Here is a 16218-nt window from a genome sequence, read left to right as displayed (position 1 = left end):
ATGCCAAGCAGTGCGCCATACCTGATTCTGCTGCAAGTCATCTTTGTTCTTTCGTGGAGTTCAGGCTTCATTGGTGCCCGCCTGGGCACGGAGGAGGCTGGCGCAATAAACCTGCTGTTCTGGCGGTTTCTGCTGGTCAGCATCTGCCTGCTGCCTTTCGTGGTGCATCGCTTGCGTACGCTGTCGTGGGCGCAGGTGCGCTACAACACGGTGATAGGCTTTTTAGCCCAGTTCGCTTATCTGGTCAGCGTATATATCGCCATCCGGAGCGGGCTGCCGGCAGGAATAGCCGCCATCATCTGCGCGCTCCAGCCATTGATCACGGCATCCATGAGCAACAGGGGCCAGCAAGAACGCAGCGGCCGCCAGGAGTGGGTGGGGCTTGGGGTTGGCTTTGCTGGCGTGAGCGTGGTCATTTTCGGTGAGTACAACCTCTCCACCACCCGGCTGGACCTCTGGCTGTACGCGCTGCCGCTGATCGCCGCGATCACGCTGTCCATCGCCACTCTCTATCAGCGGCGGCAATCGGTCATGGCAACAGAACACAGCAAGGATGGCTTGCTGATGCCGCTGTTTCTGCAGTCCACTGCGACGCTGGTATTGCTCACTGCCACAGGCTTGCCGCTGGGCTTGATCGAAGTGCCTGCCAGTACGCAGGTGTGGGCGGCAGTTGCCTGGCTGACGTTGTTCTCGACTTTCATCGCCTACTTGAGCCTTTGGATATTGCTGACAAAACTGTCGGCGACCCGCGTGTCGGCGCTGGTTTATCTGGAGCCTCCGGTCACGCTGCTGTGGGCCGCGCTGATGTTCGGCGACGCAATCCACTGGACGACCTATGTGGGCATCGCAGTGGTCGCGACAGGCCTCGCTATTACGCGTAACCCACGCAGGTCGGGGCAGGAAGCGGGCGTCGAACATGGAGGCACCCCTTAGAACCACGCTTCTTGCATGATCAGGCAGGCGTTGTCGCGCGCCTCGAGCAGAGCCAGTTCGTGGTGGCAGCCCGGTACTTCCCAGGTCAGGAAATAACGCGCAGCTTGCAGCTTGCCGAGGTAGAAGTCGCGATCAGCAGCGGTTCCCTTGAGCAGACCAAGTTCGGCGTGAACCGCCTGCTCCAACCAGCGCCAGCCGATCACGCAGTGGCCGAAGGCCTTGAGGTACAAGGCAGAGTTGGCCAAGGCACCAGCGACTTTGCCTTGGGCGAGGTCACCGAGCAGGACCAGGGTGACCCCCTGCAGGCGGTTGGCCAGTTGCTCCAGCGGCTGACGTAGTGGGTCAAGGTTCGGGTGATGGCTGGCACGTTCGCAGGTGGTCGCGATCAGGCGGATCAGCTGCTTGAGGCCGGCACCATTGTGCTGTGCCAGCTTGCGACCGAGCAGATCGAGCGACTGGATACCCTCGGTACCTTCGTGGATCGGGTTCAAGCGGTTGTCACGGTAGTACTGCTCCACCGGGTATTCGCGGGTGTAGCCGTGGCCGCCAAGAATCTGGATCGCCAATTCGTTGGCCTTGAGGCAGAACGCCGAGGGCCAGGATTTGACGATCGGGGTCAGCAGGTCGAGCAGGTCCTGCGCCAGTTTGCGGGTGTTTTCGTCAGCGGCCGTATGGGTGTCGTCGAACAGGCGCGCGGCGTACAGGCCCAGGTCAAAGGCGCCTTCTACGTAGGCCTTCTGCGCCAGAAGCATGCGCTTCACATCCGTGTGCTCGATGATCGGCACCGCCGGGCTGTGTGGGTCCTTGTTGTCTGGCAGCCGGCCCTGCGGCCGCTGGCGAGCGTATTCCAGGGAGTAAAGGTAGCCGGCGTAACCCAGCATCACCGCGCCCATGCCTACGCCTATCCGCGCCTCGTTCATCATCTGGAACATGCAGGCCAGGCCTTGGTGCGGCTGGCCGACCAGATAGCCGACGCACTGGCCATTGTCGCCGAAGTTCAGCGCGGTCGAGGTGGTACCGCGCCAGCCCATCTTGTGGAACAGCCCGGCCAGCAGCACATCGTTGCGCGGGCCACGGCTGCCGTCCGGGTTTACGTGGTACTTGGGCACGATGAACAGCGAGATGCCTTTGACCCCGGGCGGGGCGTCCGGAAGCTTGGCCAGCACCATGTGCACGATGTTTTCCGACAGTTCGTGGTCGCCGCCGGAAATGAAGATCTTGTTGCCTTTGAGCCGGTAGCTGCCGTCGCCTGCTGGTTCGGCGCGGGTGCGTATGTCGGCCAGCGACGAGCCGGCGTGGGGTTCGGTCAGCGCCATGGTGCCGAAGTAGCGGCCCTCGATCATCGGTTGCAGGAACAGGCGCTTCTGTTCATCGGAGCCGAAGCTCTCGATCAGGTTGGCCGCGCCCATGGTCAGAAACGGGTAGGCCGTGGTGCCGGCGTTGGCGGCCTGGAAGTGGGCGAAGCAGGCTTGCGAGACCAGGCTGGGCAGCTGCATGCCGCCGACCTCGAAGTCCCGGTTGGCGTTGAGGAAGCCGGCTTCGAGGAAGGCATCGACGGCGGGCTTCACCTCGGGAATCAGCTCGGCGCGGCCGTCCACGTAGCGTGGTTCGTTTTCGTCGGCCTTGCGGTTGTGCGGGGCGAAATACTTTTCGGCGATGGTGCGGGCGGTGGTCAGTGCCGCATCGAAGGTTTCACGGCTGTGCTCGGCGAAGCGCGGGCGCTGGGTCAGGGCTTCGGCGTCGAGGACTTCGTAGAGCTCGAAGGCGAGGTTGCGGGGGCTGAGCAAGGTCTCGGGCATGGTGGCGGTCCTGAGGCGGGATGCTGCGAGTGTAGGAGCGTGGTGAGACTGGGGACAGGTTAATAGGTTTGCGTGATATGGGTTGAGAACGCCGGGAAGCCTGCCGGTTACTGGTGAAACCACGCAAGGTCAGGTCGTGTAATGCCTGCTCGGGAGAATATGGAGACGTTTCCCACAATCCAGATCGGAAATGGACTGCTGCGGATCGAAGATCAGTTGGCCTTGAATGTGCGTTTTGGTGTTCACAAGGAAACGTTTCAGATGAGTGATGCCCACCACGCTGACTTGGCTGAGGCCAACGGCAACCAGGTTCCCTTCTTCGTAGTCTCACCCATGAAATTTGGTGTAATGAATTTCTTTACCTTGGGCTTCTACTGGGTTTATTGCTTCTATCAAAGTTGGAGTCTGCATAGAGAGAAAACGGGAGAGCGCGTAAGTCCGTTCTGGCGAAGCGCTTTTGCAGTGTTCTTCATCTATCCATTATTGAGAAGGGTAAATGACCATATTCGCGACTCAGGTAAAACCTATCCATGGTCCATCCTAGGGCTCACGCTGGGCTATTACGGTTTTTGCGTTGTCTGGGTGGTTGCCAGCGTCGTGTTGGAAGACCAGCTGTGGCCGGCCTATTTTGCGGGTTTAGCCATTCAGGCAGCTTGGCTGATCATTCTGGTGTTCATGCAGAAGGGCATCAATTTCTGTGCGGGTGACAAAGAAGGGAAGGCCAACAGCCGGTTCACGCTGGCCAATTGGCTTTGGATGCTGCTGGGTATTGCGCTTATGGCAGCACAGCTGTTTGCTTTGATTGCGCTTTCACCAATGGTTTGAGCAATTTTTGGCCGAAGCTCTGTCGGAGGGGAGCTCCGGATAGTCCCCGATCCACACCGCGCTTCCGCTTTCCTTGAAGACAATACGATGCTGGGGTAGAAGCCTGCTGCAAGGCTTTTTTGATAGGTCTGTCTGGACGGGTCCTTTCGCGGGTAAACCCTACAGCGGCCTGTGTCCAACCCCCGACCTGTGTCCGGCACTGATCCGGTGTATTCGCGGGTTTACCCGCGAATACGGTGGTGGCGGCGACGGTGAACGACGGGTAGAAACTGGCCGGCAGGTCCGGCCTCTTCGCGGGTGAACCCGCTCCTACACGACGGCCTGTGCAGGTGTATAGGAGCGGGTTTACCCGAGAAAGGACCGGCCCAGTCAGCCGAGAATTTCCAGGGGATAAACGGTAACAACAGAAGACACCCAAGTCACCGTTGGCATGACCACGTTCTGGTGAGCACCTGTTAGTCCAGCCCCTGCTTCAGGACATGCACGCATAAAAAAGGAGAGCCGAGGCTCTCCTTCTTCTTCAACAACCCTCAGCCATTAGCCAATGGTCATCAGGCTGGCGTTACCGCCTGCCGCCGCAGTGTTCACGCTCACCGCGCGCTCGATGACCAGGCGTTCCAGCGCAATCTGGTGATCACCGCTGGACAGCCCGTGCACCCCAACGATCGCCCCGGCACGCTTGGCCACCTGCTGGCATACGCCGCGCAGCTGGTCCGAGTCGCCATGGTGGATCACGGCGTCGAACGCCACTTCATCCTTGTTCCAATCCGCGACCAGTTTCACCTTGGCCTGCAGCTCACGCGGCAGGCGGGCGCGCAGGGCCTTGCCCGGTTCACCGTCAACCCACACCGCCGAGCTGCCAACGGCCAGTACTGCGGCGAACTGCGCCAGCAGGTCGGTTTCGTTGTCGGCCAGGCACAGCACGTGCTCACGCGGCAGAATGGTGTAGCTGTTGCGCTCGCCGGTCGGGCCAGGCAGCAGGCGGGCGATGCCGCTCTGCGACTGGCTGGCGAACTGGCTGCACAGCGCGGCCAGGTCGGCCAGCTGGTTGTTCTCGGCCCAGGCCTTCAGGCCGTGCAGTGGCTTGACCAGCTGTTCGTGCAGGGTGCGATCCGGCTTGCCTTCGCCGTCCTGCTGCTGGAAGTGGCGGCCGATGGCGTCGGCCGGGCGGGTCGACAGCAGGCGGTAGAGGTACAGCGGGCCGCCGGCTTTCGGGCCGGTACCCGACAGGCCTTCACCACCGAACGGCTGCACGCCCACCACTGCACCCACAATGTTGCGGTTGACGTACATGTTACCGGCGTTGGCGGTTTCCACCACCTTGGCGATGGTCTCGTCGATACGGGTGTGCACGCCGAGGGTCAGGCCGTAGCCGGAGTTGTTGATCTGCTCGATCAGCTGATCCAGATTGCGGCGGTTGTAGCGCACCACGTGCAGTACGGGGCCGAAGATTTCGCGCTTCAGCTCGTCGAAGCTGTCCAGCTCGATCAGGGTTGGCATGACGAAGGTGCCACGCTTGATCTCGGCAGCATCGGCAATAGCGACTTGGTAGACCGGGCGGCCTTTCTCGCGCATGCCCTGGATGTGCTTCTCGATGCCAGCCTTGGCTTCGGCATCGATCACCGGGCCGATGTCCACGGCCAGGCGGTCCGGGCAGCCCAGGCGGCTTTCAGCCATGGCGCCCTTGAGCATCTCGATTACGCGGTCGGCGGAGTCTTCCTGCAAGCACAGTACGCGCAGGGCCGAGCAACGCTGGCCGGCACTGTCGAAGGCCGAGGACACCACGTCGATCACGACCTGTTCGGTCAGTGCCGAGGAGTCGACGATCATCGCGTTCTGGCCGCCGGTTTCGGCGATCAGCGGGATCGGGCGGCCCTGGTTGTCCAGACGGCCAGCGACGTTGCGCTGCAGCAGGCGGGCCACTTCAGTGGAGCCGGTGAACATCACACCTTTGACGCGTTCGTCCCCGACCAGGCCGGCTCCGACGGTTTCACCGCGGCCAGGCAGCAGCTGCAGCACGCCTTCTGGGATGCCAGCTTCCAGCAGCAGGCGCACGGCCTGGGCGGCGATCAGTGGGGTTTGCTCGGCAGGCTTGGCCAGTACCGGGTTGCCGGCAGCCAGGGCTGCGGCCACCTGGCCGGTGAAGATCGCCAGCGGGAAGTTCCATGGGCTGATGCACACCACAGGGCCCAGTGGGCGGTGGGCGTCATTGCTGAAGTCGTTACGTGCCTGCACCGCGTAGTAGCGCAGGAAGTCCACGGCTTCACGCACTTCGGCAATGGCGTTGGCGAAGGTCTTGCCGGCCTCGCGGATGAGCAGGCCCATCAGCGGCTGGATCTCGGCCTCCATCAGGTCGGCGGTGCGCTCCAGAATGGCAGCACGCTCGGCTGGTGGGGTGGCCTGCCAGATCGGTGCGGCGTTCAGTGCGCACTGGATGGCGTTGTCCACGTCGGCAACGGTGGCCTCCTGCACATGGCCGACGACGTCGCGGTGGTCAGCCGGGTTCAGCACCGGTGCGGCAGCGCTCTCGCTGGCGGCGCAGGCCAGTAGCGGGGCAGCCTTCCAGTCATTGTGAGCGGTGGCCAGCATGGCGCAGGACAGCGATGCCAGGCGGTGTTCGTTGGCCATGTCGATACCGGCCGAGTTGGCCCGTTCGGTGCCATACAGGTCGCGCGGCAGGGGAATGCGTGGGTGCGGCAGGCCGATACTGCCTTCCTGGGTACCCATGCGCTCGATGCTGGCCACCGGGTCGGCGACCAGTTCCTGGATGGAAATCGAGTGGTCGGCGATGCGGTTGACGAACGAGGTGTTGGCGCCGTTTTCCAGCAGGCGGCGCACCAGGTAGGCCAGCAGCGTTTCATGGGTGCCGACCGGTGCATACACGCGGCACGGGCGGTTCAGCTTGCCATCGGCAATCTTGCCGACTACTTGCTCGTACAGCGGCTCGCCCATGCCGTGCAGGCACTGGAACTCGTACTGGCCCGGGTAATAGTTCTGCCCGGCAATGTGGTAGATGGCCGACAGGGTGTGGGCGTTGTGGGTGGCGAACTGCGGGTAGATGGCTTCTGGCACGGCCAGCAGCTTGCGGGCGCAGGCGACGTAGGACACGTCGGTGTACACCTTGCGGGTATAGACCGGGTAGCCTTCCAGGCCTTCGACCTGGGCACGCTTGATCTCGCTGTCCCAGTAGGCGCCTTTTACCAGGCGGATCATCAGGCGGTGGCGGCTGCGCTTGGCCAGATCGATGACGTAGTCGATCACGTACGGGCAGCGCTTCTGGTAGGCCTGGATAACGAAGCCGATGCCGTTCCAGCCAGCCAGGGATGGCTCGAAGCACAGGCGTTCGAGCAGGTCCAGCGAAAGCTCCAGGCGGTCGGCTTCTTCGGCGTCGATGTTAAGGCCGATGTCGTACTGTTTGGCCAGCAGGGTCAGCGACAGCAGGCGCGGGTACAGCTCTTCCATCACGCGCTCGTACTGGGCGCGGCTGTAGCGCGGGTGCAGTGCCGACAGCTTGATCGAGATACCTGGGCCTTCATAGATGCCACGGCCATGCGAGGCCTTGCCGATCGAGTGGATGGCCTGCTCGTAGGACGCCAGGTACTTCTGCGCGTCGTGCTCGGTCAGTGCGGCTTCGCCGAGCATGTCGTAGGAGTAACGGAAGCCTTTGGCCTCGAAACGGCTGGCGTTGGCCAGGGCTTCGGCAATGGTCTCGCCGGTGACGAACTGCTCACCCATCAGGCGCATGGCCATGTCGACGCCCTTGCGGATCATCGGTTCGCCGCTCTTGCCGATGATGCGGGTGAGCGAGGAGGTGAGGCCGGTCTCGTTATGGGTGCTGACCAGCTTGCCGGTCAGCAGCAGCCCCCAGGTGGCGGCGTTGACGAACAGTGACGGGCTGTTGCCCAGGTGCGGCTGCCAGTTGCCGGTACTGATCTTGTCGCGGATCAGCGCATCACGGGTACCTTTGTCGGGGATACGCAGCAGGGCTTCGGCCAGGCACATCAGCGCCACGCCTTCCTGAGACGACAGCGAGAATTCCTGCAGCAGGCCCTGGACAATACCGGCACGGCCGCCGGCGCTTTTCTGATTGCGCAGCTTTTCGGCAATGCCCGCGGCCAGCTTGTTGGTGGCTTCGGCCAGTGGCGCGCTCAGGCGCGCCTGCTCCAGCAGCATCGGCACCACTTCCTGCTCCGGTCGGCGGTAGGCAGCGGTGATCGCCGAGCGCAGTACCGACTGCGGCAAGATGCTTTCGGCAAATTCGAGGAAGCACTGGTGGCTGTGGTCGGCCTGGACTTCACCGGCATCGTCGGCCAGGTTGCTGACATGACCGTTGAGTTCGGTCAGGGTGGCGCCACCCTCGAGCTTCTCCAGGTAGTTGAAGATCGCTTGCTTGATCAACCAGTGCGGCGTGCGGTCAATGGACTGCGCAGCTGCTTTGAGTCGCTCACGGGTCGGGTCGTCGAGTTTGACCCCAAGGGTGGTAGTCGCCATTTCTTATCCTCGTTATTGCCACGGTTGTGGCCTAAGCTGGCGTCAAGAGTATCTGTAGGACAATTCGGGTGCAACCAGGTGCAACCCTAATTTTTCGTGTGGAAGGTGCAACTCGTCCGACAGCTATTCCCATACCCTGAAAAGGGGCGTTTTCGGTGCGATTTATTCTGAAAAGTCGGTTTTTTGCTCCCGAAAGGAGCAAGAAGCGGGCTTTGTCGGAAAATGCACGGGCAGGTGCAACTTGCAAAAGAAAAATGGTTGCACCTTCTTTGCGTTGTTGCATAGCATTCGCCGCCTGGGTGCAACCGCCATCGCTGTGGTTGCGCATGATAAAAACAAACGCCAGGGCGCACGCATGGGCAATCCACTAACGATCACCTTCGTGATCTACATCGCAGCAATGGTGCTGATCGGCTTCGCCGCCTATCGCGCTACCAACAACCTTTCCGATTACATTCTGGGCGGTCGCAGCCTCGGTAGCGTGGTTACCGCGCTGTCTGCCGGTGCCTCCGACATGAGTGGCTGGCTGCTGATGGGCCTGCCCGGTGCCATCTACTTCGCGGGCCTGTCCGAGGCCTGGATCGCCATCGGTCTGACGGTGGGTGCCTACCTGAACTGGCTGTTCGTGGCCGGCCGGCTGCGCGTACAGACCGAGCACAACGGTGACGCGCTGACCCTGCCGGACTACTTCTCCAGCCGTTTCGAAGACAATACCGGGCTGCTGCGTATCATTTCCGCCATCGTCATCCTGGTGTTCTTCACCATCTACTGTGCCTCCGGCATCGTGGCCGGTGCCCGTCTGTTCGAGAGCACCTTCGGCATGTCGTACGAAACCGCTTTGTGGGCTGGTGCAGCGGCGACCATCGCCTACACCTTCGTGGGTGGCTTCCTGGCGGTGAGCTGGACCGATACCGTACAAGCTTCGCTGATGATCTTCGCGCTGATCCTGACCCCGGTAATCGTGCTGATCTCCACCGGTGGCTTCGACCAGACCTTCGCCGCTATCGAGGCGGTGAACCCGGCGAACTTCGACATGCTCAAGGGTGCCACCTTCATCGGCATCATCTCGCTGATGGGCTGGGGCCTGGGTTACTTCGGCCAGCCGCATATCCTGGCGCGCTTCATGGCCGCTGATTCGGTGAAGTCCATCGCCAAGGCGCGCCGCATTTCCATGACCTGGATGATCCTGTGCCTGGCGGGTACCTGCGCCGTTGGCTTCTTCGGCATCGCCTACTTCTCGGCTCATCCTGAACTGGCAGGCCCGGTTAGCGAGAACCACGAACGTGTGTTCATCGAGCTGGCCAAGATCCTGTTCAACCCATGGATTGCGGGTGTCCTGCTGTCGGCCATCCTGGCCGCAGTCATGAGTACCCTGAGCTGCCAGCTGCTGGTGTGCTCCAGTGCCCTGACCGAAGACTTCTACAAAGCCTTCCTGCGCAAGAATGCTTCGCAGGTCGAACTGGTGTGGGTCGGCCGTCTGATGGTGCTGGCCGTGGCCCTGATCGCCATCGCCATGGCCTCCAACCCGGAAAACCGCGTGCTGGGCCTGGTGGCCTATGCCTGGGCCGGCTTCGGTGCCGCCTTCGGCCCGGTGGTGCTGATTTCGGTGCTGTGGAAAGGCATGACCCGTAACGGTGCGCTGGCCGGTATCGTGGTGGGTGCGCTGACGGTGATCCTGTGGAAGAACTTCGACACCCTCGGGTTGTACGAAATCATCCCGGGCTTCCTGTTCGCCAGCATCGCCATTGTTCTGGTGAGCAAGCTGGGCAGCCCTTCGCAGGCGATGGTCAAGCGCTTCGAAGCAGCTGATGCGGCGTATCACGCCGACAAGTAACACCCGTTGAATTGGCGGTGCCTGCTTTGCGGGTGCCGCCAATCAGCAGCCAGGCCTGACTCCGCCTGCAAGGCAAGGTAAACTTGCCGCCTTCGCAGGAGTTGCCATGAACTATCGTCACGCCTTCCACGCCGGCAACCACGCCGACGTCCTCAAACACATTGTGCTGACCCGCCTCATCGCCCTGATGTCGCGCAAGGAACAGCCGTTCGCCTATATCGATACCCACGCAGGGCTCGGCCTGTACGACCTGCAGGGCGATCAGGCAAGCCGTACCGGCGAGTACCTGGAAGGCGTAGCCCGCCTGTGGAATCGCGATGACCTGCCGGCCATGGCCGACGACTACCTGCGCATCATCAAGCGCCTGAATGCCGATGGCGAGCTGCGCTACTACCCGGGGTCGCCCGAACTGGCCCGTCGCCTGATGCGCCAGCAGGACCGCGCCCTGCTCAACGAGAAGCACCCCGAAGACGGGCCGCTCCTTAAAGAAAACATGAAAAAAGACCCGCGCGTGACCGTGCACCTGGGTGAAGGCTGGCATGTGCCGCGGGCCTTGCTGCCGGTGCAGGAAAAGCGCGCGATCATGCTGATCGACCCGCCGTTCGAGCAGGCCGATGAGCTCAAGCGCTGCACCACTGCCATGAAAGAGGCGATCGGCCGCATGCGCCAGACGGTTGTGGCCATCTGGTACCCGATCAAAGACCAGCGTTCGCTGACCCGCTATTACCAGGATCTGACCAGCACTGGCGCGCCGAAACTGTTGCGGGTTGAGCTGTATGTGCATCACCAGGACAGCCCTCAGGGGCTGAACGGCTCTGGCCTGGCCATCGCCAACCCGCCGTGGGGGCTGGAGGATGAACTTAAGGAGCTGCTGCCATGGCTGGCCAAAGAGCTGGCACAGACCGCCGGCAGTTACCGCATGGACTGGCTGATCGCCGAGTAAACCTGTAGGCGCGGGTTTACCCGCGAACACCGGCGACGCCGGTGCCATCCACCGCGTTGCCTGCTTCGCGGGTGAACCCGCTCCTACAAGGGGGCGGTGTGCCTCCAATGTTTGCGTTATAATCCCGCCCTTTAGCCGCCATCCGCCCAAGAGGCCGCTGGCGCATTTTTACCGAATGAAGAGGCTAATCCCTTGGCATTGACGATTCTTGGCCTGTCCGGCGCCCTTAGCCATGACCCTTCCGCGGCCCTGTACATTGACGGCAAGCTGATTGCCGCCGCCGAAGAAGAGCGCTTCGTGCGTGACAAGCATGCGAAGAACCGCATGCCCTACGAGTCGGCGAAGTTCTGCCTGGAACAGGCAGGCATCAAGCCGTCCGACGTCGACGTGGTAGCCATCCCGTTCGCCCCGATCAGCCTGTTCGGCAAGGCGCGGTGGCACTATGCCAAGCGCTATTGGTACGCCCCGGATCGTGCACTCGATGCCATCCTGATGGGCAACCGTCGCTATAAGCGCTATCGCAAGAAGATCGTCTGGTGCCTGGAGCAACTGGGCTTCGACCCGAAAAAGGTCAAGATCGAGCCGGTCGAGCACCACTTGGCCCACGCTTCCAGTGCTTATCATTGCTCGGGCTTCAAGGAAAAAACCGCAATCCTCGGCATTGACGGCAAGGGCGAGTACGCCACCACCTTCTTTGGCTATGGCGAAAACGGCAAGATCCACAAGATCAAGGAATTCTTCGACCCGGACTCGCTGGGTGGCCTTTACGGTGCCATCACCGAGTTCCTGGGCTTCGAAATGCTCGATGGCGAGTTCAAGGTCATGGGCATGGCGCCGTATGGCGACGCCAGCAAGTATGATTTCTCGCGTCTGGCCAGCTTCGAAAACGGCGAGTTGGTCATCAACACCGAGTACGCCAACGTTATCGGCCTGCGCCGCTATAAAGAGAAGGGCAAGGGCTTCTACTTCTCGCCAAAGCTGATCGAATGGCTGGGCCCCAAGCGCGAAGGCGACATCGCCGACGAGCCGTACATCCATTACGCCGCCAGCATGCAGGCGCTGTTCGAGAAACTGGCGCTGCAGATGATCGACCATTACCTGGGCGACACCCTGCGTGAAACCGGCAAGCTGGCCTTCGCCGGCGGCTGTGCGCTGAACGTCAAGCTCAACCAGAAGATCATCGCCCGTCCGGACGTGAAAGAGCTGTTCGTTCAGCCGGCCTCCGGCGACGCCGGGACTGCCGTTGGCGCCGCTGCCTATGTGTCCCACGCCCGTGGCGTTCCGGTCGAGAAGATGGAGCACGTCTACCTCGGCCCGTCGTACTCCAACGAAGACGTGATCGCCGCCTGCGCCCGTCACCCGAACCAGCCAAAGTGGCGCAAACTCGAGAACATGCCGCAGCAGATCGCCCAGATCATGGTCGATGGCAACCCGGTTGCCTGGTTCCAGGGCCGCATGGAGTTCGGGCCGCGTGCCCTGGGTGGCCGATCGATCATCGGCTGCCCAAGCGTGGAAGGCGTGGCTGACCGCATCAACCACCAGATCAAGTTCCGCGAACGCTGGAGACCTTTCTGCCCGTCGATGCTCGACACTGTCGCCCCGCAGATGATCAAGGTCGACCATCCCGCGCCGTTCATGACCTTCACCTTCGAAGTTGCTGAAGAGTGGAAAACCCGCGTGCCGGAAGTGGTGCACGAGGACGGCACTTCGCGTGCCCAGGTGCTCAAGCGCGAGTACAACCCGCGCTACTACGACATGATGAAGGCACTGGAAGACCTGACGGGCAACGGCGTGTCGCTGAACACCTCGCTGAACCGTCGTGGTGAACCGATGATCTGCTCGCCGACCGATGCCCTGAACATGTTCTTCGGCTCGGACCTGCAGTACCTGATCATGGAAGACATCCTGGTTGTGAAGGACGGCGCGGCCCCGTATGACCAGCCGCTCTGAACCGCGCATCCTGCAGTTCTGCCATGGCTATGACGGGCCGTTCCTGGACTGCGCCCGTCAGTACGCCAGCCTGTTTCAGGGGCGTGGGTACCGGGTGACTACGGTGTTCCTCACCGGCGCCGCCGACGCGCAGGTGGCGGCTGGCTGTGCGTCGGACGAGGTGCTGTTCCTTGAGTTCAGCTCCAAGGCCGTGCGTGGCCTGAAACTCGGCGCCATCCGCGCATTGCGGCGCATTGCGGCCGAGCGCAATTTCGCTTTCTGCATCGCCCATCGCTTCAAGCCGATCTACGTTGCCCTGCTGGGGACCGGCCTGCCAGTAATTGGTGTGCACCATGCCTTTGGCGACTACCAGCGCAAAGGCCGCCGTCTGTTCGCGAACCTGTTCGGCAAGCGTCTGAGCCTGCTGGGTGTTTCGGACGCGGTACGTGACGATATGCGCCGTTGCTTGCCGCAGTGGCCGGCCGAACGCATCCAGACCCTGTACAACCGCATCGACATCGACGCCCTGCAAGCAGCCCTGGTGCCGCGCGCTGACGCACGCCAGGCCTTGGGCCTGGATGCTCAGGCGTGGATCGTCGGCAATGTCGGGCGCCTGCACCCGGACAAGGACCAGGCCACCCTGTTGCGCGGTTTTGCCCAGGCATTGCCGGGGCTGCCGGCTGGCGCCCGCCTGGCAATCCTCGGCAAGGGGCGCCTGGAGGCCAAGCTCAAGGCGTTGGCCGCCGAACTTGGTATTGCCGGGCAAGTCGACTTTCTTGGCCAGGTACCGGATGCGCGCCGTTATTTCCAGGCGTTCGACGTGTTCGCGTTGAGTTCTGATCACGAGCCGTTCGGCATGGTCCTGCTCGAAGCGATGGTTGCCGGTGTACCGGTGTTGGCCACGGCCTGTGGCGGTGCCCGCGAAGTGGTCGAGGGCGTTGGCGTGCTGTTCCCGCTGGGCGACGCCGCGCAGCTGGCTCAGGGCCTGAAGCACATGGCCGTACTGGACGCTGAGCAGCGCCAAGCCTGTGCCAGGCACATGCTGCAGCGCCTGCGCGAGCGTTTCTCTGACCAGGCGGTGCGCGAGGCCTTCTGGCAACTCCCGCAGGTGCGCGCGTTGGTGGGGCAGGCCTGATGCTCAATCGTATCCAGGCCTTCCGCGAACGCGGTTGGCAAGCTATCGATGCCAAGGCTTATGCCCAGGCATGGGCGCGCTTTGGCGGCAGTGTTGCCACCCATCCGCTGGTGGTCGAGCAACTGGCGGACCTGGCACAGATCCCGGTGCGTTACCTGGGCTGGCACCAGGCTGGCGAGCTGAAAGCCGCCATCCCGGCCTGGGGGCGTCACCTGGCACTGTCCAAGGACGTGCTGAAGCGTGCTGGCAAGAAGGCCCTGTTCGACCTCGGTAATGCCGAGATCATTCTGCCGGCGGCGTCTGATGCCGCTGCACCGTTGCGCCATACAATGCGTTACCTGTCCGAACTGAACCAGGGCCGCTTCAGCGGCCTAAAGGCGCAGAAGGAGCAGTTGGCCATGGCTCGGGCGCCTGAAGACCTGTCGAAGAAGTTCCGCTACAACCAGCGCCGTGAACTTCGCCTGCTGGAAGAAGCGGGTGGTGTGGTACGCCCGATCAGCGACTTCAGTGCTCAGGAAATCGCCAGCATGTACTGCGACCTGTTCCTGCGCCGCTGGGGGTTCCCTGCCACCGGTGCCGAGCGTATGGCCGATGTGCTGGGCCGCTTGCGCGAGCTGCTGATCGGCTCGGTGCTGCTGCTGGACGGTAAACCGATTGCCATCCAGCTGGTGTACCGCGTCGAAGCGCCGGAATGGATTAGCGTCGAGTACATCAATGGCGGTGTCGACCCTGAAACCAAGGCCTTCAGCCCAGGCAGCGTGCTGAGCTTCCTCAATACCCAGGCCGCCTGGGAAGACGCCCGGGCGCGCAACAAGCCGCTGCGGTTCTCATTCGGCCGTGCTGACCGTGAGTACAAGGACCGCTGGTGCAACCCTGTGCCGGTGTATCAAGCGTGAGCCGCAAGCAGCAGTTGCTCAAGCGCCACCGGCGCAACAAACGCCTGGGGCTGCTGGCGGGCCTGGTTGCGCTGGTCGCCCTCGGTGTATTCAGCTGGTGGTGGTTGCCACTGCTGTTGTTGCCGCTGCTCTGGGCTGCCCATGAGGCCTGGTTTGCCGACCACCTGTTCTATGCACCGGGTGAGGACTATGCCTACGACTTCGGCGATCAGGTGCGGCAGGTTCCTGCCAGCCTGCACGATGGCTGGCTCAAGGCTGATTGCACGTTGCAGGGCGACGAAACCCTGGTGCTTGAGCTGCGGCTAAAGAGCAGCTGGTTGGGGCGCTTTCTCGACCCTCGGGTCGAGCTGCTGGCTGGCGAACAGGCCGATCTGCAAACGTTCGAGCGTGGCGTCGATGGGGTGCGCTTCCTTAACCTGACCGGCCTTGCAGCGCCACTGCAGGCCGGTACGTTGCGACTGCGCGGCCGGCATTGCCGGCTGCAGGGTCAGCTGCGCCTGTGGATAACCCCCTCGGTCGAGCTGCAGCGGCGCCGAGTGATGGTGATCGCACCACATGCCGACGACGCCGAGTTGGCGGCTTATGGTTTGTACAGCCAGGCCGACGAAAGCTGGGTGGTGACCCTGACCGCCGGTGAGATAGAGGCCGAGCACTACCAGCAGATGGGCCTGGCAAAGGCCGAGGCCGCGTGCCTGAAGGGGCGCCTGCGTGCCTGGGACAGCATCGCCGTGCCGCGTTGGGCCGGGGTGCCGGAGTCGCATTGCATACAGCTGGGCTACTTTTGCCTGCAGCTGCCTGCCATGCAGGCCGCCCCCGACCAGCCGGCCGCCTCACGTGAAGCCGACCTGGCCGATATCCGCGTATTCCGCCAGTTCAACCCGTTCCCGTTACCGGGCGACCGTGATGGCGCACCCACCTGGCATAACCTGCTGGCCGACCTGCGAGCCTTGCTGGAGCGGGCCAAGCCAGAGGTCCTGGTGATGCCGCACCCGCAGCTAGACCCCCATCCGGACCATATCTGCGCTCAGGCGGCGGTATTGGAAGCCTTGCAAGGCATGACCTGGCAGCCACAAACCTTGCTGTGCTACGCCAACCACCTGCACGATAACGACCGCTGGCCGATGGGCGACAGTGGCGATGGCGTGGCTTTGCCGCCGCAATTGAGCGCTGCCCAGGCCTGGGCACCCTGCAGCCTGGTGCTGGACTGCGCGACCCAGCGCGACAAGGCCATGGCGTTGGGCATGATGCACGACCTGCAGCCGCCGGCACCGTTCAAGCGCCGCCTGCGCCGCCTGCTGCAACGCTGGCTTGCCGGGCGACAGCCATCGCCTTATGGGGAGAACGAATTCTTCCGCAAGGCCGTGCGCCGGCACGAACTGTTCTGGCGGCGTGAGCTGTAAGCACGCCCCATGGTTGACCGCGAAGGCGCAGAG

Annotated in this window: 10 protein-coding genes; 8 read left to right on the top strand and 2 right to left on the bottom strand. The window is 62.7% G+C overall.

Translation table 11 applies throughout. The features are described from left to right. Positions 1-933, top strand: coding sequence for a DMT family transporter (locus LMH93_RS24795; RefSeq protein ID WP_230064709.1), 933 nt, complete (start codon positions 1-3; stop codon positions 931-933). Here LMH93_RS24795 and LMH93_RS24790 read toward each other — a convergent pair. Then, the gene (locus tag LMH93_RS24790; protein ID WP_185279783.1) at positions 930-2732 is read right to left on the bottom strand and encodes an acyl-CoA dehydrogenase; all 1803 of its coding nucleotides are present in this window, start codon (positions 2730-2732) and stop codon (positions 930-932) included. The genes LMH93_RS24795 and LMH93_RS24790 overlap by 4 nt on opposite strands. A 141-nt stretch (positions 2733-2873) precedes the next feature. Here LMH93_RS24790 and LMH93_RS24785 point away from each other — a divergent pair, with 141 nt between their 5' ends. Next, positions 2874-3557, top strand: coding sequence for a hypothetical protein (locus LMH93_RS24785; protein WP_279913276.1), 684 nt, complete (start codon positions 2874-2876; stop codon positions 3555-3557). Positions 3558-4094: 537 nt separating this feature from the next. Here the strand turns inward: LMH93_RS24785 and putA are convergent. Then, positions 4095-8048, bottom strand: a complete 3954-nt coding sequence (gene putA / locus LMH93_RS24780) for a trifunctional transcriptional regulator/proline dehydrogenase/L-glutamate gamma-semialdehyde dehydrogenase (protein ID WP_003249419.1) — start codon at positions 8046-8048, stop codon at positions 4095-4097. Positions 8049-8403: 355 nt separating this feature from the next. Between putA and putP the strand changes: the two genes are divergently transcribed. The 6 genes from putP (at position 8404) to LMH93_RS24750 (ending at position 16185) form a co-directional block, all read left to right on the top strand. Continuing rightward, positions 8404-9882 (top strand): sodium/proline symporter PutP, encoded by a 1479-nt coding sequence (gene putP, locus LMH93_RS24775; RefSeq protein WP_003249420.1) that lies wholly within the window; start codon positions 8404-8406, stop codon positions 9880-9882. 106 nt (positions 9883-9988) lie between these two features. After that, entirely contained in the window at positions 9989-10825 is an 837-nt protein-coding gene (locus tag LMH93_RS24770) for a 23S rRNA (adenine(2030)-N(6))-methyltransferase RlmJ (protein ID WP_003249430.1), read from the top strand. Positions 10826-11017: 192 nt separating this feature from the next. After that, on the top strand, positions 11018-12775 hold the full coding sequence (locus tag LMH93_RS24765; RefSeq protein WP_003249431.1) for a carbamoyltransferase family protein: 1758 nt from the start codon (positions 11018-11020) through the stop codon (positions 12773-12775). Then, entirely contained in the window at positions 12759-13889 is a 1131-nt protein-coding gene (locus LMH93_RS24760) for a glycosyltransferase (protein WP_003249433.1), read from the top strand. The genes LMH93_RS24765 and LMH93_RS24760 overlap by 17 nt, the downstream gene beginning before the upstream one ends. Continuing rightward, positions 13889-14785, top strand: coding sequence for an antimicrobial resistance protein Mig-14 (locus LMH93_RS24755; protein WP_012053880.1), 897 nt, complete (start codon positions 13889-13891; stop codon positions 14783-14785). The genes LMH93_RS24760 and LMH93_RS24755 overlap by 1 nt, the downstream gene beginning before the upstream one ends. After that, the gene (locus LMH93_RS24750; RefSeq protein ID WP_230064707.1) at positions 14782-16185 is read left to right on the top strand and encodes a PIG-L deacetylase family protein; all 1404 of its coding nucleotides are present in this window, start codon (positions 14782-14784) and stop codon (positions 16183-16185) included. Before LMH93_RS24755 ends, LMH93_RS24750 begins: the two co-directional genes overlap by 4 nt. Positions 16186-16218 lie beyond the last annotated feature (33 nt).

The organism is Pseudomonas sp. CIP-10 (assembly GCF_020911845.1).
Taxonomy (GTDB): Bacteria; Pseudomonadota; Gammaproteobacteria; order Pseudomonadales; family Pseudomonadaceae; genus Aquipseudomonas; species Aquipseudomonas alloputida.
The sequence above is the reverse complement of the archived record's forward strand: the minus strand, read 5'-3'. Positions and strand labels throughout refer to the sequence as shown.

Coding starts and splice junctions, on each gene's coding strand:
- LMH93_RS24795 (WP_230064709.1), top strand. CDS start 1: ATGCCAAGCAGTGCGCCATACCTGATTCTGCTGCAAGTCATCTTTGTT.
- LMH93_RS24790 (WP_185279783.1), bottom strand. CDS start 2,732: ATGCCCGAGACCTTGCTCAGCCCCCGCAACCTCGCCTTCGAGCTCTAC.
- LMH93_RS24785 (WP_279913276.1), top strand. CDS start 2,874: ATGCCTGCTCGGGAGAATATGGAGACGTTTCCCACAATCCAGATCGGA.
- putA (WP_003249419.1), bottom strand. CDS start 8,048: ATGGCGACTACCACCCTTGGGGTCAAACTCGACGACCCGACCCGTGAG.
- putP (WP_003249420.1), top strand. CDS start 8,404: ATGGGCAATCCACTAACGATCACCTTCGTGATCTACATCGCAGCAATG.
- LMH93_RS24770 (WP_003249430.1), top strand. CDS start 9,989: ATGAACTATCGTCACGCCTTCCACGCCGGCAACCACGCCGACGTCCTC.
- LMH93_RS24760 (WP_003249433.1), top strand. CDS start 12,759: ATGACCAGCCGCTCTGAACCGCGCATCCTGCAGTTCTGCCATGGCTAT.
- LMH93_RS24755 (WP_012053880.1), top strand. CDS start 13,889: ATGCTCAATCGTATCCAGGCCTTCCGCGAACGCGGTTGGCAAGCTATC.